20 protein-coding genes are annotated in these 21,051 nt (G+C 39.8%); 10 read left to right on the top strand and 10 right to left on the bottom strand.

Annotated elements, in window-relative coordinates:
- Positions 1-14: 14 nt before the first annotated feature.
- Entirely contained in the window at positions 15-470 is a 456-nt protein-coding gene (locus FSB73_RS21435) for a MarR family winged helix-turn-helix transcriptional regulator (protein WP_146787022.1), read from the bottom strand.
- A gap of 647 nt (positions 471-1,117) precedes the next feature.
- Here FSB73_RS21435 and FSB73_RS25885 point away from each other — a divergent pair.
- From FSB73_RS25885 to FSB73_RS21415, 5 genes are all read left to right on the top strand, one after another.
- Positions 1,118-1,336 carry a hypothetical protein gene (locus tag FSB73_RS25885; RefSeq protein ID WP_225974257.1) on the top strand — a complete coding sequence of 73 codons (219 nt, stop codon included), beginning with the start codon at positions 1,118-1,120 and terminating at the stop codon, positions 1,334-1,336.
- Positions 1,318-1,803: a GDSL-type esterase/lipase family protein gene (locus tag FSB73_RS21430; protein WP_225974891.1), complete on the top strand. Its 486-nt coding sequence runs from the start codon at positions 1,318-1,320 to the stop codon at positions 1,801-1,803. Before FSB73_RS25885 ends, FSB73_RS21430 begins: the two co-directional genes overlap by 19 nt.
- Before the next feature lie 367 nt (positions 1,804-2,170).
- The gene (locus FSB73_RS21425; RefSeq protein WP_146787019.1) at positions 2,171-5,215 is read left to right on the top strand and encodes an alpha-mannosidase; all 3,045 of its coding nucleotides are present in this window, start codon (positions 2,171-2,173) and stop codon (positions 5,213-5,215) included.
- Positions 5,216-5,947: 732 nt separating this feature from the next.
- Positions 5,948-6,091 (top strand): type II toxin-antitoxin system RelE/ParE family toxin, encoded by a 144-nt coding sequence (locus tag FSB73_RS25880; protein ID WP_262712673.1) that lies wholly within the window; start codon positions 5,948-5,950, stop codon positions 6,089-6,091.
- 25 nt (positions 6,092-6,116) lie between these two features.
- Complete coding sequence (locus FSB73_RS21415; protein ID WP_146787016.1) at positions 6,117-6,458, top strand: helix-turn-helix domain-containing protein; 342 nt, start codon at positions 6,117-6,119, stop codon at positions 6,456-6,458.
- A 604-nt stretch (positions 6,459-7,062) separates the two neighbouring features.
- Here FSB73_RS21415 and FSB73_RS21410 read toward each other — a convergent pair.
- Positions 7,063-7,482: a helix-turn-helix domain-containing protein gene (locus FSB73_RS21410; protein WP_146787013.1), complete on the bottom strand. Its 420-nt coding sequence runs from the start codon at positions 7,480-7,482 to the stop codon at positions 7,063-7,065.
- 21 nt (positions 7,483-7,503) lie between these two features.
- On the opposite strand from FSB73_RS21410, the gene FSB73_RS21405 reads away from it, so the two are divergent.
- Both FSB73_RS21405 and FSB73_RS21400 read left to right on the top strand, forming a co-directional pair.
- Positions 7,504-8,211, top strand: a complete 708-nt coding sequence (locus tag FSB73_RS21405; RefSeq protein ID WP_146787010.1) for an SDR family NAD(P)-dependent oxidoreductase — start codon at positions 7,504-7,506, stop codon at positions 8,209-8,211.
- Between the two features lie 669 nt (positions 8,212-8,880).
- Positions 8,881-9,111: a hypothetical protein gene (locus tag FSB73_RS21400; protein ID WP_146787007.1), complete on the top strand. Its 231-nt coding sequence runs from the start codon at positions 8,881-8,883 to the stop codon at positions 9,109-9,111.
- A gap of 224 nt (positions 9,112-9,335) precedes the next feature.
- Here FSB73_RS21400 and FSB73_RS21395 read toward each other — a convergent pair whose 3' ends face one another.
- From FSB73_RS21395 to FSB73_RS21380, 4 genes are read right to left on the bottom strand one after another with little or no spacing between them, the layout of a single operon-like run.
- Complete coding sequence (locus FSB73_RS21395) at positions 9,336-14,237, bottom strand: DUF3320 domain-containing protein (RefSeq protein WP_225974890.1); 4,902 nt, start codon at positions 14,235-14,237, stop codon at positions 9,336-9,338.
- Between the two features lie 50 nt (positions 14,238-14,287).
- A complete protein-coding gene (locus tag FSB73_RS21390; RefSeq protein WP_146787001.1) occupies positions 14,288-14,491 on the bottom strand; it encodes a hypothetical protein in 204 nt (67 codons plus the stop codon).
- The gene (locus tag FSB73_RS21385) at positions 14,488-14,769 is read right to left on the bottom strand and encodes a hypothetical protein (RefSeq protein ID WP_146786998.1); all 282 of its coding nucleotides are present in this window, start codon (positions 14,767-14,769) and stop codon (positions 14,488-14,490) included. The genes FSB73_RS21390 and FSB73_RS21385 overlap by 4 nt, the downstream gene beginning before the upstream one ends.
- Positions 14,770-14,780: 11 nt before the next feature.
- Positions 14,781-15,371 (bottom strand): hypothetical protein, encoded by a 591-nt coding sequence (locus tag FSB73_RS21380; protein ID WP_146786995.1) that lies wholly within the window; start codon positions 15,369-15,371, stop codon positions 14,781-14,783.
- 726 nt (positions 15,372-16,097) lie between these two features.
- On the opposite strand from FSB73_RS21380, the gene FSB73_RS25875 reads away from it, so the two are divergent.
- The 3 genes from FSB73_RS25875 to FSB73_RS25865 all read left to right on the top strand — a co-directional run bounded on the left by FSB73_RS25875 (position 16,098) and on the right by FSB73_RS25865 (position 17,524).
- Positions 16,098-16,316 carry an ATP-binding protein gene (locus FSB73_RS25875; protein WP_225974255.1) on the top strand — a complete coding sequence of 73 codons (219 nt, stop codon included), beginning with the start codon at positions 16,098-16,100 and terminating at the stop codon, positions 16,314-16,316.
- Positions 16,317-16,392: 76 nt separating this feature from the next.
- Complete coding sequence (locus FSB73_RS25870; protein ID WP_225974254.1) at positions 16,393-17,097, top strand: AAA family ATPase; 705 nt, start codon at positions 16,393-16,395, stop codon at positions 17,095-17,097.
- Between the two features lie 85 nt (positions 17,098-17,182).
- Positions 17,183-17,524, top strand: coding sequence for an ATPase (locus FSB73_RS25865; RefSeq protein WP_225974253.1), 342 nt, complete (start codon positions 17,183-17,185; stop codon positions 17,522-17,524).
- Positions 17,525-17,828: 304 nt separating this feature from the next.
- Here FSB73_RS25865 and FSB73_RS21370 read toward each other — a convergent pair whose 3' ends face one another.
- From FSB73_RS21370 to FSB73_RS25860, 4 genes are all read right to left on the bottom strand, one after another.
- Complete coding sequence (locus FSB73_RS21370; RefSeq protein WP_146786992.1) at positions 17,829-19,007, bottom strand: glucosidase family protein; 1,179 nt, start codon at positions 19,005-19,007, stop codon at positions 17,829-17,831.
- A 44-nt stretch (positions 19,008-19,051) separates the two neighbouring features.
- Positions 19,052-19,480: a hypothetical protein gene (locus tag FSB73_RS21365; RefSeq protein ID WP_146786989.1), complete on the bottom strand. Its 429-nt coding sequence runs from the start codon at positions 19,478-19,480 to the stop codon at positions 19,052-19,054.
- Positions 19,474-20,256, bottom strand: coding sequence for a hypothetical protein (locus FSB73_RS21360; protein ID WP_146786986.1), 783 nt, complete (start codon positions 20,254-20,256; stop codon positions 19,474-19,476). Before FSB73_RS21360 ends, FSB73_RS21365 begins: the two co-directional genes overlap by 7 nt.
- A 390-nt stretch (positions 20,257-20,646) precedes the next feature.
- On the bottom strand, positions 20,647-21,030 hold the full coding sequence (locus FSB73_RS25860; protein WP_225974252.1) for a substrate-binding domain-containing protein: 384 nt from the start codon (positions 21,028-21,030) through the stop codon (positions 20,647-20,649).
- Between the last annotated feature and the right edge of the window lie 21 nt (positions 21,031-21,051).

Below are 21,051 nucleotides of genomic sequence, written 5' to 3'. Positions count from 1 at the left end.
TTTATTGATAAATATTATTTGGTGTTTTCTGATAACAGGAGCATTAGCGCCCTGTTAAATTCAGGTGCCTTTTCTCCAAGTGGGTTAAAGTAATTTTTATTGAACGATTCGACACTTCTTAATGCCTGTATCGTTAATTTTATACCTTCTTTACTAAGGATGACCAATTTAGCCCTTGTATCCGTTGCATGTTCCTTTCTTATGATTAATCCTTTTTTTTGAAGCGTCCTCAAAACAGTGGAGGTCGTCATTGGGTCAATATGTGCATGGGAGGCAAGTACAATTTGCGTTACTTCCCTTTTTTGTTGCGTAAGCCATAGGATGCTTGCAAGGAGTGTCATTTGTGGGCTGGTGAGACTATATTGTTCCAAAATAACATTCTTGCCTTTTTGCCATTGACTCATTACTTGCCACATGAGAAAATCGGGACTTTCCTCGGGTTTGCCAAATGTATAATCTTTAATTGTCATTAATGATCTTCTATTTTGTAAGTGTAAATATAATAAGTGTTATTATAATATACAAATTTATTTTAAGAGGCAGAACTTAAAAAGGCACCAATGCTTAAATTTCAATGCTTTAAAAACTTTTTTAAAGCAAGGCGACCTCCCTGGATAAGACAGAAGAGGTGACAATTTAGGCGGGTTTTCGCGTCTGGAGCATAACACTACCCTAATTAGAAAGGGTGGGGCAATAATATAACTAATGAACAATTTAGATGAATTAAGACTTAACCTGATTGGTATATATTATAATAAATATTTTTATGTCATAGGTTACCACTCTGATTTCGGTCCAGCGTTGTGTGATAAGAAGGAAGGTGGAGGGCATTGTGGCTGTTTTTATAAATACAAGTAAACTATCGCTGGCCCCCATTTTATGACCGCCAATGGCCTACCATGGTCATTGACAATATAAGCAAAGTTGTTCAAGATCCTTTATAGAATAGACGTAAGGCCATGTTTAATCTTTTGCAGGAAATGTAAAGCGTTATGTTGCTTATTCGGGGTTCGGTAATTTGCTTTTTAACAATTGTAGGGTAAACTTAAAATGGCGGTTGAGTAGTCTGAAGGGTACTTATATCCTGAAATATTACAACACATTCCAATCACCAAAGATGAACAGATTACCTTATTTATTGTCGATCATTATTTTACTGGCATGTTTTTCGGCAACGGCGCAGCAAAACAAAAGCTGGGCGGATTTTGAGCGTTATAGTCAACAAAATGAGCAGCTAAACCCCTCCAGTACACCAGATGCTGTATTTATGGGTAATTCTATCACCGATTTTTGGTATAATAATGATAGTGCTTTTTTATCGGACACAACTATATAGATCGAGGTATTAGTGGTCAAACCACTTCACAGATGTTAGTTCGGTTCCGGCGCGACGTTATAGATTTACATCCTAAAGTGGTCATTATTTTGGCTGGGACCAATGATATTGCTCAAAACACAGGATATATTTCGCTTGAAGATATTTTGGGGAACCTGATTTCAATGACAGAGTTGGCCCAAACCCATCATATTAAGGTGATATTATGCTCCCTTACTCCTGCCTACGATTATCCCTGGCATAGAGGAATCCAACCCAATATTAAAATTCCCAGGCTCAATGCCATGATTCGCAACTATGCAAAGAAACACCGAGTCACTTATGTTGATTATTTTAGTGCCATGACAGATGGCAATAATGGCATGCGTGCGCCTTTGTCTAAGGATGGCGTACATCCCAAATTAGCTGGTTACAAGATTATGGAAAAGATTTCCAGTGAAGCTATTGCGAAACTAGTGGGTAAATAGGAAGGACCGTCTAGATTGTTATTGCTTGAGTGAATGTGCATGAACGTGTGTGAATTGCCCCCTGCTGTTATTGGATAGAATCGGAAAAATGATTTTGAATCAATTATAAATCAAATAAAAACAGTTAAGAACAAAATCTATACTTTACACATAAAATTCAAATTTCAATAATCAAAATGAGAAAGCGTATATATTTTCTTTTAATGGGAGGTGTTTTGCCTTTATCAATGTTTGCTCAACAGATCCAGCGTCGGGAAAAATATGATATTACGAAAGATAAGGTGTTGTATACAATAGGCTATGCCCACCTGGACACCGAATGGAACTGGGACTACCCAACAGTAATTGATCAGTATATCAAAATACAATGGTGGATAATTTCAAACTTTTTGATAAATACCCTGATTATGTGTTCAATTTTACGGGCTCGCGTAGGTACAAAATGATGAAGGAGTATTATCCCGATCTTTATAAAAAAGTGCAGCAGTATGTTAAAGAAGGTCGTTGGTATATTTCTGGATCTTCTGTTGATGAAGCTGAAGTGAATACCTCTTCCTCAGAATCTTTAATACGGCAGGTACTTTATGGAAACCTCTTTTTTAAACATCAGTTCCATAAAGTAAGTGAGGATTACATGTTACCTGATTGTTTTGGCTTTGTAGCGACCACGCCTTCCGTATGGAAGCATGCTGGTCTGCTCGGGTTCTCCACGCAAAAACTTACCTGGGGATCCGCTAACGGCATTCCATTTAATGTGGGTGTTTGGGAAGGGCCAGACGGACAGGGACTTCTAGCAGCGCTAAATGCAACAAGTTATAATGGAAACGTTGTTCCAAGACTTGACAAGGATAAAGAGTGGACAGACCGGATAGAAAGTGATATCAGGAAATATGACATTCCCTTTGATTACAGGTATTACGGTATAGGAGATCAAGGAGGTGCTCCCAGAGAAAAAGACGTACGTAATGCAGTCGGTAGTTTGAAGCATGGAGACAGCAGCAATTTTAAAGTTGTATTGACTTCTTCTGATCAAATGTTTAAAGACATCACCCCAGCAATTCAAGCTAAGTTACCTATTTATTCAGGTGACCTTCTACTAATCCAACATAGTGCTGGCTCCATGACCTCGCAGTCTTTTATGAAAAGATCCAACAGAAAAAATGAACAACTGGCCAAGTCTGCAGAATTGCTCTCCGTTGGAGCGGATTGGTTAAAAGGAGCTTCCTATCCGCATAAAAAGCTCAACAATTCGTGGGATTTAGTGTTAGGTAGCCAAATGCACGATATCCTTTCTGGAACAGCCACTCCTAAAGCCTATACATATGCGGAAAATGATGAATTTATTGCCATGAACGGCTTCTCCGAAGTAGAAAAAAATGCAGCCAGTGCGGTAAGCCATCAACTGAACACGGCCGTTCAGGGCAAAGCAATTGTGGTATATAATCCAGTGGCTATGGACCGACAGGGAGTTGTTAGTGCGGATATTAGCTTTGCACAAAAGCCGGAAAATGTTGGTATATACGACAAAAGCGGCAATAGACTACCTTCCCAGATCATTGCTACCAATGGCAACAAGGTGTCTGTAATTTTTCTGGCTAAGGTACCCTCAGCAGGAATGGAGGTCTTTGACGCCAGAGAGACCAGTGATCAGCCCGGGCCAAGTGCTTTAACTGTTAAAGACAGTAGTTTGGAGAACCAGTATTTTAAAGTAAGGATTGATCACAATGGGGATATTGCCAGCATTTACGACAAAACTGCCAGAAGAGAAGTACTTTCAAAGCCTGCATCGCTACAGTTTCAAAAAGAGCACCCTCGGGAATGGCCTGCCTGGAATATGTATTGGTCAGACAGGAAAAATCCGCCTTTTGATTTTATGAATAAAAATGTCACCATAAAAATTGTGGAGCAAGGGCCCGTCCGGGTGGCTTTACAAATTACAAAAAAAGGCCAGAATTCAGAAATTACACAAATTGTCAGCCTGGCTGCAGGTGAAGCAGGCAAAAGGATTGAGGTAGCCAATAAAATAGACTGGCAATCCACGGGTGTAAGTCTAAAAGCTGCATTCCCTACGACGGTTGGCAATGAAATGGCTACTTATGGTTTGAACACAGCAGCTATTGAACGGTCCACAAATAGCCCTGTTAAATTTGAGGTGCCTTCCAGACAATGGTTTGATCTGACCGACAGATCCAATAGTTATGGGGTAACGATAGTAGAAGACTGCAAATACGGTTCAGACAAACCTGATGACAGTACCGTAAGACTTACACTCATGTATACGCCTAAGGCCAATTCTTATGTTTACCAGGGTTCACAGGATTGGGGTAGTCATGTGTTTAAATACGCTATTTATCCACACGTTGGTGGGTGGAGATATGCCAAATCTCCCTGGCAGGGACGCTTTATTAATGAACCGCTTGTCGCTTTTGAAACTACCAAGCACGCCGGGGCGCTAGGAGATAGCATTTCCTTATTAAAATTAAATTCCGATAAAGTCCATATTATGGCCTTTAAGAAAGCTGAGGAAAGTAATTATTACATTGTGCGGTTTAATGAATTATATGGCAAAAATGTCAAGGGTATTTCTGCTCAGTTTCCGGGTAAAATTGTAGATGCATACGAAGTAAATGGCCAGGAACAGAAGATCGGACCTGCAAATTTTTCCGGCAATTCATTGCATTTCGATATGACAAAGTTTATGCTTAGAAGCTTTGCTGTTAAATTTGACACCCCAAAACAGCCATCTTCTATCCCCGAACAGAAAAGTGTGGATCTTGCATATAATCTGGACGCCTTTAGTCTGGATGATAACAGAAGTGATGGACATATGGCGGATAGCTTATCGTATCCAGGAGAAATGATTCCTTCACAAATAACCAGCGAAGATATCCATTTTAAAATGGGGGCAGCTGCACCGGGTGAAAAAAATGCACTGGTGGCAAACGGGCAAACGATTCACCTTCCTGCAGGAGATTATAATAAGGTTTTTATCCTAGCGGCAGCTGATCGGGATACTGCAGGTGATTTTCTTATTGGAAATAGGCGAGTTAGAATAGGGATACAGGGCTGGACTGGTTTTGTTGGTCAGCATTACGGACGTAAACTCACAAATAAAGATAGGACAGTGACGGCGATTACGCCTGCCTATGCAAAACATGATGATATTGCCTGGTATAGCTCACATACGCATTCGCCAAAAGAAAACCTGGCCTATCAATATAGTTATCTTTATAAATACGAAATCGATTTGCCTAAAGGCGTTAAAAAGATTAAGTTGCCTAAAAATAGCAAGATTAAGATATTTGCAATAACAGTAGCAAATAAATTAAATGAAGATGTAACGCCTTTGCAGCCACTAAGTGACGACTATAAAGTCTTTCCATCGGTTCATCTACGACAAATTGCTGAGTAATCGAGTAAAAGCATGGTAGCCTATAAATAATCCTCATGTTTGATCGTTGAAAGTCGGCAGTCGTAATTCCAATTAGAATTTCAGCTGCGATCTTACAGCCTACTGATAAAGGTTGCTTCTTAAATTAACGCCTTTTTAAATCATTTTTTGCTGTTTTTATGTTCGCGATTAAGCGCTCTTTTTGGAGTAACACCTTGCTTCTGCCTCAAGATGCAGTCCGGGTGGGAAAGAGGGAGAATATAAAGGTGACCATTCCCTTTAAATTTAATAAAGCGCTGCGATGGCAGCAACGGCTTCATTTGAAAAATTTGGGCATTGTTTGTCAGTTACTTGTAAAACAAAAATGTCTCAATCCTGAAAAAAATCACCCATAACTACCTTATTATTATAGCGAAGTATGGTTTTTTAATTAATTTCCTAAATTTAACCACTTTGTTGAGTAAAATTTACCTATTATATGTGCGAAATGGCTATTGTTTAGGAAATAAGTGCTTTTTTCTAAAATTAAATTGTTTCCTAATAAGGAAACATGTTTCTTTGCGGAAAATTTGAATGGAACAGAATTTCAAGGTAGAATTCTTACCGGAAGCCCAAGAATTCTTAGAACATTTGGACGATAAACCACGAAGTAAGATATATTACAATATTAGAAAGTCACAGGTTGTTAATGATTAAGAATTGTATAAAAAGTTAAATGAATATATTTGGGAATTTCGTACGCAATTTAATGGAATGGCATATAGGCTATTGGCATTTTGGGACAAGGATGAAATGGAGCAAACACTTGTAATTGCCACACATGGCATTAACAAAAAAACGAAGAAAACTCCAAAAAAGAAATTGATAAGGCAGAAGATATCAGAAAACAATACCTAGAGTATAAACATAAAACGAAATAATTATGGAAAATAAATTTAAGACAGTACCCCTGGAGGCTATGATCGATAAACACATTGGCAAGCATGGTACGGCGAAAAGAGAAGAATTTGAAAAGGAATTACGGATTGATCTGCTTGGTCAAGCCATAAAGGAAGTTCGGCTGGAGCGTAATCTTACCCAGGAGCAATTGGGCGAGTTGGTTGGTGTACAAAAAGCCCAGATATCAAAGATTGAAAATAGTGTAAAAAACGCCAGATTTGAGACAATTCTTAAAGTGTTTGATGCCTTAGATGCTAAAGTCAATTTTAACGTCGTTTTTCAGCCCAAACCGAATGGCACTTCCCAATCCTTTGCTCGCCATTGACAAGGTCTCAATAGGCTAAAACATTATCAGAATGGGAATGATTTTGAACCCTTGTAAGATCTGCGCCAACTTATTTTGTATTCGAATCAGGTTGCGCACCCTTAAAAAATAATGCCTTTTTGGATGAACAGTTACAGATGGTGACCGGAATGGCACCTTAAAATGGCAGCCAGCCAGTTCTGACAAGGCGGATCTGAATGTCTGGATCTACGTTGATCGGGGTGAAGCCCATGATATGAATACAACCCAGATTTATTATACCAAAGATCCGAACAAAATCACCTATTATGAGGTGTGGTATCCGGTTGTGCTTAGCTGAGATGCCTTCCTTTTTTGATGGATTTAGAAGCTGGCGTATAGAAAATGTCGGAAACTTAAAAAAAGTAGCGCTTCATGTATAGATTAGGTGGACGGTTGCCCATATTTACCTATTAATTATCCAGCAATTTTATCCTAATCTATTTTTGGAATACACTGTATAGGTTAAAAAAAGAAATAGCCTATTTTAAATGATGAAGGATGGATTTTATAAAAATTTATAAAGTCTATAGAAAATTTTAATGCTGAGTAGCAGGTGAATGAAACGTTGATTGATTACGCATAATTACTCATTCAAACTTAGTCGATACGCTGAAGGCGTTTTTTGAACAATTTTTTTGAAAAACTTATTAAAATTAGTCAGGTTATTATAGCCGCATTCATAACAGATCTCAGAAATCGACTTGTCAGGATGCAAGAGCAGATTACAGGCGTGCTGTATACTCAGTTCATTTAAAAATAAAGAAAAGGTCTTCCCTGTATGCTCTTTAAAATACCTGCAAAAAGCGGTAGGCGCCATATTGGCTACCGCTGCTACTTCATCCAGTAATATATCACGAGAAAAATGCTGCATTAAAAAATGATAAACATTGTTAATTCGACTGGTATCTTTTTCGTTGTAGATATTGGAGAAACTTTCTCCAGATAAAAACTGCCAGTCCTCGGTATTTAAAATGAGATCCAGTATGGACAGTAAGCTAACCAACTGAGATAACCCTCCACTGGTATTGGCGCAGGCATTGCCAGAAAATTTGCGGTGGCGGGGGCTACGATCTGTGGTTGTGATCTTGGGGCAAAGGATGATGACTTTACGGCACTTTCAACTATCTATAAAGTGCCGGTATTGTATCATCAGTGTGATGTCACAGATAAGGAGGCCTTAGCAGTATTGGTACAAAATATTATATCAACTTTTGGTAGGCTGGATGTCCTGGTCTCAAGTGCAGGTGCGAACTTTTTTGAGGGTGCTGCCAAGTGCAGTGAAAATATATGGGAACAGAATATGCAGCTCAATTTAAAATCTCACTGGCAATTGGCCAAATATTGTAAACCCTACTTAGAAAAGAATAAGGGGGTTATCATCTTGATGGGATCCAATCATGGCAATGCAACGATGCCTGGATGTTTTCCTTATAATATCACAAAGTCAGCCGTTAAAAGTCTGGTCCAGACGCTCGCCATAGAGTGGGGGCCCGCCATTAGAACAGTGGGGCTTGCGCCTGGCTTTATAGATACTCCAGGGAATCAAAAATGGTTTGACAGTTTTGAGGATAGCGAGCAGGCCAGAAAAGATACGATCCGCTCCCATCCGGTAGGTCGCATCGGGACGCCAGACGAAGTAGGTGCCTGGTGTGTATTTCTGGCGAGTGATTATAGCTGTTTTGCCAGTGGAACTACCTACTTATTGGATGGTGGACGTAGTGCCTTGATGTGATTTGTAAATTTAGATCAAATTTGTATATGGCTTATAAGAAAAAGATCTGGTGCAATCCTTATTGATCGTTTAATTTCTACTTGGTTTTGCAGGCGTTTTTAAAGGGTTTTATTCCCATTTAATAAGGAATAATTTAAATTTTGTAAATTGATCTGGCATTTAATGATCAAGTGCAAAAGATGATATGAAAGATGTCCATTTGAATAAAAGGAAACTGGATACGAAAGGTTTGTTGTCATTTTGGACGAAAAATATAGTTCGTACTATTAAAAGGTGAATTGAGAAAATCAATATTAGCCGTATTTTGTTTTTGACACACCTCAAGGAACGTTTAAATATTGCATATTCAATTCAAAAATCAGTGGCTTATTTAAGGTAAAACCAAAATATACATACGTATTTAGATTGCTTTTGTTACAGGACGTAATTACCGCTATCCCCGCATTAAGACTATAAGACAGCAAGAGCGATATTTTAATGGTTGATATACAGCATAAATTCTCACAATCTTAAACCTTGAAATTGGTTATTAAAATATCTAACTTGGGATTTTAATTATGTTATTTGGCATTGAATTAGTTTTAAATGATGTATTTCTTGTGGGGCTTGGTGCTTTTTTTAAAATGATAATTGTATCTTAGAGAGGTGTTATTTAAACTCACTAGGACTATGAAATCAAAAAATGAATTTCTTGAAATGGTTTATGCATTAAGGGAAAGCGGGAAAAGAATTGCTAGTAAGACAAAGAAAGCTTTTTATTCTGGTTTTAGGATAGAAGGTGATAAGCTCCATTTCTATAGGGAAGGCCCTCAAACCGAGTGGACGTTAAATATTGAAGACCTCTGGAAAGTCTATTGCACACAAGAATTTATAAATACTTCGGTGGTTAAAAAGTTATAGGAGGGCATACTAATTCGCCTATCGTGGCTATATTGATCAATTTGCAGTGTATAGATGAGAATGGTAAAAGGATATAGGATTGGAGGGATCGGAGTGTTTTTATTAACAAAGATCACTAATATGATGTTTGTCACTCAAACATTATCCTGATATTTCCATTATAAATTATCATGATTTGCGCCTAGAAGTGTTTATTTTGATTTTGTTTTAAATTATTTTAGGTCTTAACAAATCACTATCCGCCCATTCTCAGTTTTTACCTTTCCCTGCAGCGTAGCTTCTTTTATTCCAAGTTGCATTGCATGTTCTACATTACCACCCACTCGGCCATATTGAAATAACTTAGCAGTCTCTCGCACAAGATCGTCTTCCGGCATACTTATCTGTGTTCTAAGGATTTCATGAACGGCATTGGCTACTTCAAAAGGCGGTAGATCTTCAGCACTGCGGCGTCCCGCTTCCCCAGCTGGTATCCGAAAATCGGAATACTTTCCTGGGATAGTTTCTTTTTTCCAAAAACAAGTATTCCCATCCTGGTCCTGGGAAGCTTCCAAGTCCATATCGTCTAATACCTGATTTAACCTGGCTTGAATACGTACCCCCATTTTTTTGATCCCCCAAGCAGCTAACACCCGGCGACATAATAGGGATTGCATAACTGGCGCTTCACAGTCAATTACCGCTTTGATTTGTTCCATTAAAACGGTCGTGCTGTTATAAGCCAGAAAGTCTTCGTAAGTAAGCCCTGTCATGACCGGCAATTCAGCTATATTATACACTGCGTGTAATGGATCTTGCGTTTCTGAAAGGGATACAGAATCAAGAATCTGCGATTCACTGGCCGTTGCGAGCTTATTATAAGAGGTTACGTCTTCCAGTTCCTGACTTAAGGCCAGATTTTTTTCGCCTGTTATTGTTTTTGAATCAGTCGCTGCTATTAGAGGAGGTATGTCTGGTGATGTGTCATGAGTATTAATATAGCCATCATTACAATCTCCAACTACTTTTTGAGTTTTATCGTCAATTACCGCTGCGTCTTCAACTTCCCCAGCATCTGAATTTTCCCCCTTCAGGCTAAGCATTTTTTGCTGCTCCAGATAGTCCAGTAAAGCTTGCAATACTTCATCCTTGTTTTCCCATAAGTCTAGCGCCCAGATTCTAAATAATTTCCAGCCTAATAATTTTAAGACAGAGGTTTGAACGACATTTCTGTCCCGGGCACTTTGCCCGGACAGATAATTATAGCCGTCAAACAAGACCCCGATCAGATACTGTTTTGGTTTATCCGGGTGAATAACAGCCATATCAATATGATAGCCAGAACAGCCAATATTGGTATCAACCTGGTATCCTTTCGACCTTAGAAAGGTTGCCACTGTTATTTCCATGGAGGCCTGTGTAACCTTATTTTCCATGGACGTATGTGTGGAAGGCAAGGCAATTTTACCTTTTTCGGCAAAAGCCAGAAACGCCTTTAGTCCCGCCACACCTTCAGAGCGTGTGCGACTTAGATCAATTTGGTCGGCTCGAAGCGTGGCATATATTTTCATAAGGTACCGAGCCCTGGAAACCGCAACATTTAGTCTACGCCAACCTCCATCACGGTTGAGTGGCCCAAAATTAAGCGAGACCTGCCCTGAGTCATCTGGCCCATAACAAACGGAAAAAAGAATAATATCTCGTTCATCTCCCTGGACATTTTCCAGATTTTTTATAAACAACGGCTCACCTGTAGTATTATTGATTTCCTCAAGCTCCGGTTTGCGCTCAAACTCGTCATTTAATAAGTCTTCTATGAGGGCTTGTTGTACAGAACTAAAAGTTACCACCCCGATACTTTTCCTGTCCCCCTCGGGCAGAGAAAGCAGTCTGACTATTTCTTTAACAATAGCCTCAGCCTCGGCCCTGTTTTGCCTGGTTTTTCCTTTATCATAAACGCCTTTAACTGGGACATAATGGACCCTGGTTGCCAGATCATCTGGTGAAGGAAATGTATACAGGCTATTGTCATAATATTTGGCATTGCTAAAAGCGATAAGACTTTCATGCTGGCTACGGTAATGCCATTGTAATTGTCTACTGGGTACGGAAAGTGCCTGACAGTCATCCAGGATGCTTTCCAGGTCTTCATTAAAATCTTCTTCATCAAAATGCACGGAAGAAAAGAAACTGGTAGGGGGCATCTGCTTTGGATCTCCCACAACGATAAGACTTTTTCCTCTGGCAATGGTGCCAACCGCTTCGCTGGTTGGCATCTGTGAAGCCTCATCAAAGAGCACCAAATCAAAGGGCTCACTATTAATATCTAGATACTGTGCCACAGATATAGGACTCATAAGCATGCAGGGCATCATTCGGGGTAGTAGATGGGGAATGTGATTGAAGAGCTGACGAATAGACATCCCCCTACCTTTACTTTTGATCGCCTTTTGTAGGATACCTGTCTCGGAAGTTGCTACTGCTCCCTGGGAAAAAAATGGCACACGTGAGGCTAGTTTTGCATATAACATCTGCTGCGTAAGCTTCGTAAATGTACTGGTAAGCTCCTGGAATTTAGCTATCTGTGCATTAAAATATTGCCCATTAAAAGCAGATAGGGATGGATTTACACTAATAATTTGGGAGGCAAGGCTGCGTACCAGACTCTTTTTAAAACAGTCAAGCATTTGATCGGTATTAAATGCTTCTGCCTCATAAGCAGCTATAAGACTGTCCAAGTGTACCTCCAGTGCTTTTTTGCGCACCTGAGTCCAATTAAACCAGTTTTTAAGCCCATCCAAGTGCGTAAGCCATAAGTAGGCCTGTTCAAGTCCCGGGTCTCTATTGCTTTTTCGATTAAATGGCAGGGGAGCACCTAATGCTTTTTCCAGGCCATGTCGCTGCACCTTTTCGTTTTGGATTACCTGCACCAAAGATTGTAATAAAGCAGCCTTCTTATTTTGAAAAGCAGCGCGGCCGTTTTGAAAGAGCTGACTGGTTGCCTGACAAGCTTTATACAAGTCGTCTGGCCCCTTGCTAAAGGGCAAAATGAGACTATTTAAGGTTTTTACCCCCGATAGCCCTTGTTCAAGCTGGTTCCATACAGGATGGCCATTGTTCCAGAAACGCCCAAGCGTTTCTTCCAAATAGGCATTGTGGGTTGCTAAGACAGCCTCGTTTTCCTGATAGGTAAGTGTATCCAGTAGGATTTGTGGTACTTCCTGGTTTTGAATAACACCTGTTTTCAGGTAAGCATATAATTGACGCTTTATTTTTTTCTGGCCAAAATACCTAGGCAACAGCCATTTTGCCTTGGTCAGATTCCACTCAGTGAGCAGTTCTCCAGCCGGAGCTGTTAATAGCGAGGCCTGGAATTTTTGACTGAGTTCACTACTTATTTTATCCCGCAATTGCCCGGCACTAATCAAAGGAGTGATTACTTTTTCAAATGCTGCTAGATCTTTGGTCTGAAAAAAGCTTTCTGGTATATCTGGTAACTGGACAATGTATTGGATAAGCTCCCGGAGCTTATCCAATTGCTCGCTTGACCAGTCATCATCTGGTAAATCTAGCCGTTGGGTGACTTGTTGCAGTAATTCATTGAGCTTCCCTCTGGTCTCAACAAATAATCCCAGTTCCTGCCGAGTCTGCTCCTTTTGCTGGTGACTATACTGGTCTGGCGCCAATCCATATAGTGGATTACTTTTGGCTGCGCCTCCACACAGGCCTGCAGCTATTTGCAATTCTTCTACCACAGCAGTCCACTGATTGCGCTTTTCCCTATCCAGGGTGCTTAACGCTTGCCCAGAAAAGGCAATATCGTCTTTTGTCTCAGGATACTGCATATATTCGTTGAATAACTCATAAAGGCTGTATCCATAAGTTTGTTTTTTATGTAAAGCGTCCACATACTGATTGAGTACCTCGCGCAATCTTCCAAGCCTTTCCGCCTCTGATTTAAAACTTTCCGGTGCTTGCGTGTGGAGTATATCCATCGTCTTTTGCAGTTGGGCCAACACTTCTGATTTCCTGGCTTTATTAGAATGCAACTCTAGGCAGAAAGGCCCTAGACCGATTGCGGCAAGACGGGACTGTACAACAGATAAGGCAGCCATTTTCTCCGCTACAAATAGTACGCGTTTACCCTGGTATAGGCTGTTGGCAATAATATTGGTAATTGTCTGGGACTTGCCGGTACCTGGAGGGCCATGTAAGACGAAGCTGTTTCCAGCTGTTGCTGCGCTAATGGCTCGCAACTGAGTTGCATCCGCATTTATTGGGAGCAAAAGATATTCATAACCGTATTTATTATCAAGTAGTTCTTCATGAATATATTCAAGTGGCTCCTTTAAATGGCCTTTTGTCAGCCCCTCAACAATGGGATTTTCTCTCATTTTATCAGCATTGGAATGGATATCGTTCCACATGATAAATTTACTGAAAGAGAAAGTACCCAAAAATATTTGCTCTTCTACATCCCAGCGGGGTATGGACATGACAGCTTGTCTGAGGATATTAAAAATTAGTTTTACATCAACCCCGCTCTCATCTCTAGGTAAAGGGTCGAGTCCAGATAGGGACAGTCCAAAATCCTGCCTGAGTTTCTCCAATAACGTAATGTTGAGCACCGTATCCTCTTCGCGGCTTCGGATAATGAAGCCTTTTTTAACAGATTTACGGATAATTTCTACAGGCATCAGTAGGATAGGAGCAAATCTAGGTCGTTCACTGGAAGGGGTTTCATACCAACGCAAGAGGCCGATTGCCAGATATAGGGTATTTGCACCATTTTCCTCCATGGCTTGTCGGGCACTACGGTATAGCGCAGTTAACCCGGCATAAAGGTTTTCTTCCGATACATAAACCCGAAGTCGCTTAAGCTTTAGTTCTTCTCTTACTAATTTAAGCATAGGGTCCTGACTGTTCAAAGACTGATACACGCCAGCACTGCGCAGCGGATTATCCCAGTCATTAGGTTTTGCCAGAATTTGAAACTCATCCCCACTAGCCATGCCGTCCTCTAATTCGTTAGGTGGCACTGGGATGAATTGCAGTGACGTCTTGGTAATACGCAGATTGAGTAAGTTATTGCGAAGGCTTAAGTCTAAAAGTTTCCTTTCCCATAACTGTTGCTTCCCAAAATGAATTTCCTTGACATGGGTTAATTTAACGCTTTGCTCTAAAGTTGACGGGTTGTTTAAATTCTCGTTTTGGATACCCGTATTTCAGGATCGATCATTTGCCACTCATTACCTATTTTTTTTCTTAGCGGCAACGGCCTTATACCACTGAAGCGGCTCCGGTGTACATCAATAAAATAATCAAAATCCCTGAGATTGGCCATATGATTACTAGCCAGCAGTATCGCTTCATCAAAATTGGCCTGCTGCCCCTCATTCATAGCAGTGGCTTCAATAAGCAGAATTTCGTTAATCCCACTGGCCATTCTTTTGTGAGCAATGAAGGATCATCATTTACTGCATCCGGGAACGTGTCTTCCACCAGCCATGCACCTACAAAGGCATGCCCTTTAATGAGTACCAGTATGGGGTAAAGCCCCATTGCCTCCAGGCAGGATGCATAGAGCAAGGACATGTCCAGACAATTTCCCATGCTGGTGGCCAGCAACGTATCCACCAGCCTGACCCGCTGCCCTGCACCGCCAAAACTGGCAGGCACACTACAATACGTTATTTTTTTCTCCTTAATAACAGCATATAGCGCTGCCAATTGCTTTTTACACGATCAGGATTCTGACTTTGATAGTCATTGAGCGCAGAATTGTCGGTCCATTTTCCAAGTATCCCGGCAGCAGCCTTTAGGATAGGGACTAGTTCGGGTAAATTGGGCATTACAAAAGCCGACAGCATTTCCGGGAGGATGCTTTTCCCTAACCATTGATCATAGGCCAATAGCTCAATGTCGTAATCCGCTGTATAAACGGCCGTTTCATCTGCCAAGACAGACAACTTTAAAGAAGCGGCCATTTTTTCCGTTAGACTATAAATAAAAATAGGCTTAAGCTTAAGTAAAATGATTTCCGGTTGGAAGGTGCTTCCTGGAAGTAATTGTTCACTATGAAGTTCTATTATTTCTGCAAAATCATCCGATGGTTCAATTTTGACAGTGAGATTATTCCACAGGGTATCTGTGGTATTACTAACAGACAAATATCTGATGATAGGAACATGATTTTGGTAAAGTGCATAATTTACGGAAGGAAGGTAATCAAAAACAATTGGTGCTTCGGTTTTCTCATTTACATGACTGGACATGGACATTTTGGTCTATTTTAAGTGGTAATAGCTGGTATTAATGAAAAACAGCTATTACAAATCTTGTTGCTTATGTTATGAGGCAAATTGGTAGTATACCTACTTTCCAACGCAGAAACTGAGATGGCTAATGATAATAAAATGCAATTTGCCTTAATAAATGTACGCCATAAATTACATATTCTACAAATCAAATTGACAATTATGTATTAATAATTATCAATATATCGTGTCCTTTATTGGGGTTAAGCTTATTTAAAAAAGCTGAATGAATTTCAAAATGTGAAGTTAGCGGTGTTAATCATAAAGTCACACTAATTGTCTTTACAGCAAACAAAAAGCACTTGGAAGGTCATATCTCAGGTACTTTTTTGAAAATAATTTAAAAAATTTGACCCTAGCTGAATTGAAAATCAGCACAAAATTTAATATTGCAAATAAGGAATTTAATATTTACAAAATGTAAATATGAAATATGTATTAAGTTTTAATAATGTGGAATATACATATGTTATAATAATAATTATTTATAATGTATCCTTTTTTGAACAATTTGGACGATTATGAATTGTTATATTTGTCCAAATTATGGAAATTTTGATGATTTTGGACAGATATATATCTTTATGCGTGTCCAGAATAGAATATTTTATAAGATTTTGGACGGTTATGTTGCTTTATTTTTGTCCAAAATGGAATAAAATAGGTCATTTTTAAACTCAGTAATAGCCTATGAATATTATTGGCCGACTAGCGGAACAAGAAATTTTAAGTTATAGATTATCAACCCAGGATCCCGAGTTGATTGCAATATATGGACGTCGTCGCGTAGGTAAGACCTATTTAGTACGGACGTTTTATGCAGATAATATTGTTTTTGAATTTTCCGGGATCCATCAAACTTCTACAAAAAAGCAGCTTGAAATTTTAGCGAAGCACTTCAAATGGTGACAGGAAGTGTTTGGGAATTAGCTGCCCCAAAAATTGGTTGAAGGCATTTACGATGCTTAGTAAATATTTGAACAGTTTGCCTGTAGAAAAAGCGGCCGTTGTTTTTTTTGATGAATTTCCCTGGATTGATACGCCTAAATCTGGTTTCTTGCAAGCATTTGATCACTGGTGGAACATATTTGCTTCTCGAAAACCCAATTTAAAAGTGGTTATTTGTGGGTCAGCAGCTTCATGGATGATTAATAAAATAATAAATGATCGAGGTGGGTTACATAACCGTTTCACCCAAACAATCAGGTTACTGCCTTTCACGCTGCTGGAAACACAAGATTTTTTGAAGTCAAAAGGTGTCATTTTGGATCATTACAGTCAGGTTCAATTATATATGGCATTTGGAGGAATACCGCATTACCTTCGAAATATTTTGCCTGGACAGAGTACGGCCCAGATAATTGATCTGCTTTGTTTCGCCAAAGATGGACCATTGAAAAAGGAATTCAAAATACTCTATAAGGCCTTATTTGCAAATTCAAGCCATCACGAAGCTGTGATGCGTGCATTAGCAGATAAAGGGAGCGGTTTAACCCGAAATGAGATAATTGAAGCATGCGGATTTACATCTGGAGGTACGACCACGCAAATATTAGAGGAGCTAGAAGAATCTGGTTTATCACGCCTTATATTCCATTTGAAAAAAAGACCTATGAAAGTATTTATAAATTATCAGATGAATATACATTGTTTTATTTTAAATTTATTGAACATGCGAAAGATAAACTAGAAGGTGCGTGGCTGAGAAAGTTCGGTACATCAACTTATTTAACATGGTGCGGTCTTGCTTTTGAAAGTGTTTGTCAAAACATGTTTTGCAAATTAGGCGTAAACTTGGTATTGAAGGCGTACTAACGAATACTTCTACCTGGCGCCATACTGGAGATAAAGGTGAGCGTGGTGCGCAAATTGAATTGTTATTAGAGCGACAGGACCGGTGTATTAATATTTGTGAGATAAAATTTACCAATGACCTTTTTGTTATGGATAAAAATTACAGCACCGATTTAAACAGAAAGGTAAATGTTTTTAGAGAGGTTACTGGCACAAATAAGACATTATTTTTAACGTTGATAACAACCTTTGGCGCTATGAAAAATGAATATTATTTAGGACAGGTGCAGGCTGAGGTATTGATGGAAGACTTGTTTAAATAGAAGTAATGATTTGTAAGTACGCAGGCGTACATAAATAACAAATCAGCTCCTGTAATAAGGGAGCAACTCCAAAGTTTAAAACCCGTTTAGCAAATGGATGCTCCTAATAATTTGCCATCGGACCATTGAGGGGTAAAAGTTTTGGGAGGAGATTGCGATTATTTATAACTATTGTGATTAAGCACACCTCATTCATGACTTTAAAGTCTTTTCAGGAATTAGTCCAGCGCACCAATTAAAATAAAGTGAATAATTAATTGATTTGCCCATAAATTTCTGTTTTTCAAATACAACTTAAAACTACTTAAAAGGTATGTTTTAGGGTTAGCAGGCACTTTTCTGCTGGTAGATCTTGTATGTGCAGCAAACCATTTCGCGCTTTATGGGTTCCAGCTTTATGGCCATTGATCAAAATAGCATATTGACCGGCCTGCTGCAAACCTTCAAAGGATAAATGACAGTTTTTGGAGATCTTTAGGTTGAATGAAATGGTGTTATTATCCCATTTGTTCATTTTCAAAAAGATACTGTCCGAACTTTTACAGGCTATAACTGCTGAACAGCTGTCTTGGTCACCAGGATAAAAGCGTAGGACGTGTTCCATTTGACTTATACCAAAAGACTGGTTGGCTCTGGTAACATGCTTATTTGTGCGCACCTGGTAATAATTGTCCTGTAAGGAAACGTTGTATTGAATGCCACGAAGCGTATAATTAAACTGTGTGCCTTGTAAGGATTTAGGGAGGTGTGGCTGAATAATCAGACGGTTCCATCTAGGCTGGATCCCATAAATGTCACTATACAATGCGGCAATCGTTGTCGCATTGCCCGCCAGTATATCGCTACCCATTCCCTGTTGATGAATTCTGTCATAACGCTGAAAGGACAAACCGTCCTTTTTATATTGGTTAAGAAGCTTATGGATATAATAAACAGCCAGGTCCTTATTATAATGAGCGTATGATTTTATTCCTAAATACCCCCAGGTGAGAAAGATATCTCCATTCTCGTACTTTGGGAATGGCCAGTTACCCGCAGACACTTCCGGCTTCCTGTAGGAATCAAAGCAGAGTGGCCAATGGAAAAGCTTTTCATTGGCCATTCTGCGCTGGATTTGCGTTAAAATTTTTGCGATTTTGGCTGGATCATCACAGACGCCATATCCAATAGCCGCAAATTGCACAGGAGTGACCAGGTTGTCCCCATGAATAGTGCCGTCTTTATCTCGCCAATAAATAAACTGATTTTTCTCCGGCATCCAGAACCCACCTTCCTTAACAGGTTTATTAAAGGCCGTTTTTAACCTTTGGGCAATTCGAGTATACCGCTTTGCTGCCTGAAGATTGCCAAGCAACCGTTCACAATCTGCCCATTTTACCAGTGCCCCATACATTTGTGCATTGACAAATGCATTTTCATAACTGGCCCAGACAATGTCCAGCCAATCACTACAGGTTTGATCGGCAATGCTATTGTTTTTCATCTCAAAAATGCCGTTGTGGTTGCTGTCACGACGAGTCAACCATTCTAATGCTTGCTCACAGGTTTTTGGTGGTCCTTTAACCAGGTTAATTTACCGGTAAGATTAAACAGGTCGGCAACGTTGATAACATAGCCTGTTTGAGCATCAATCGTATACCCCCATTTAGCCTCGTAATAGCCTGTTTTAGTATTATAGGTGCCCGGCATTTCATCTCCCGGCTCATTATGCCATCTTGACAACACCCGACCATCCGGTTGAATGGCTAGTTGCATTTCCCTATCTAAGGAGGCTTGTAGGTTTTTAGTATAGGCACTGTCATCAATTGCTAAGGCTAATTGTGCAAAAAACGGTTCATGTAGGCACTTCCAGTTGGTCAGCCAACCGTTTGCGCCGACAATGCTGTCATCAACAACCCCGTATCTGGCCGTTGTATTTAGTAAGTCCCTCACTGCATCCGCATCAATCCCTACCAAATGGCCTCTATTATATTGATCAAAATAATTAATCGATTGGAGTTCATAGACCTGACTAACTTCGGCTTTCTCCACTTTAAAAGGGCAAATACATCTGATTTACCAGACACAAACCTGTCCAGTCTGTAGCGCTGTTGTAGTGGCTGACTGGAAACATAACTGGCCATACTAAATTCATCTAAGGGCGTATGGGTGTATTTAGTGGCCACTTGTATTGCATTGGATGCAGCCAATGAATTTAATGGAGCTCCGTGTACGGCACTTATTTTACCTTTCACTGCTTGAATAGAGAGGCCAATGCCTGACTGCTTATTCCAAAAAGTGGTGCCACCAGTATGGACACCGTAGGTGTCCTTCTTGTTTTTCAGGTATTTGCACCAGACAATCCCGCCGTTACTTATGATCCCACCTTCCCATAGTGATAAGTCCTTAAATGTCCACTCTGGATACGACATGTCTTCTACGAACAATGATTTGCCATAACGGCGATCTATTTTCCAGCGGATTTTATGAAGGCCGGCCGTAAACGTCCAGTCTTCAGTGGTAGCGATAGCTGTTCTACCTTCTTTGGATGTCAAGGTAATGTCCGCAATGGTGATACTCGAATCTGTTATTTGGAGCCGCGGGGTATGCGTAGCATAAATGGAACTAAAAGTGTCTTTATCCGTTCGTATCCCTGTAAATGCACCCCTGGTAGATAGAACGTTAGATTGAATACGGACGCCTTTGACTGTCATGGATTGGACAAAACAACCCTTATCATATTGGATCCTCATTTGTAAATTGCCATCCTGGGTCCTGACTTCGATTATGCCTTGTCCCGAATAACGCTTATTCGCTGAGCGGTTAATTTAAAAAGTAGACTTGATGAGAAAATTAATAGAAGGATCCACTTTTTAGAGACTGACCTTGCATAGTATAATTTTAAATAATCAGGTGATTAAATGCTAGACGGAACTGGTTGAAGGCTTTGTGCCAGTTTTAAATCCTTCGCAATATTACGCCTAAAGTGGGTAAAAAAATGCTATTGGATAGATGAATTATGGCAAAAATAGCGTTGTTTATTATCCATATACTGCATTTGTATTTGCGTTTTTAATGGTAAAAGAACACTTTGCCGAATCACCCAGTAAATAAATTTGGGCTCTTTGGTGGCCAACATTGGCCTAGAGTGAATCTCTGAGTGTTAGGTAAAAAGGTACCGCTACATGCTGAGTAGACTTTTCCAGGATCATTTTGGCAGCTGTTTCACCCATCATTTTAAAGTCTGCGGATATCGTAGTAATGCCAATGAGGATAATCTCCTTGATGGGAGTCTCGTTATATGAAATGATCTCTACTTGCTGCCCTACAATTAATTTGGCTTGCAATAGCTTTTTAACCACCGTAACCAGGTTGTCCTCCATTAGGATAATGTATACCCTTCCTGTGGCAATTTCAATGTTATCCAGGTCTTTGGTGATTTTATAATCAAATGCATAATTCTGACAAGCATTGGTATCCGAAGATGACGATGAAACTTTAGCGTGGATTAAAGCACACAGTGCCAATATGCGATTTAGACGCGCAGC

Origin of the sequence: Arachidicoccus ginsenosidivorans (assembly GCF_007971385.1) — a bacterium.
Lineage (GTDB): Bacteria > Bacteroidota > Bacteroidia > Chitinophagales > Chitinophagaceae > Arachidicoccus > Arachidicoccus ginsenosidivorans.
Note: the sequence above shows the minus strand (reverse complement) of the source record. Positions and strands in the feature narration are given on the sequence as shown.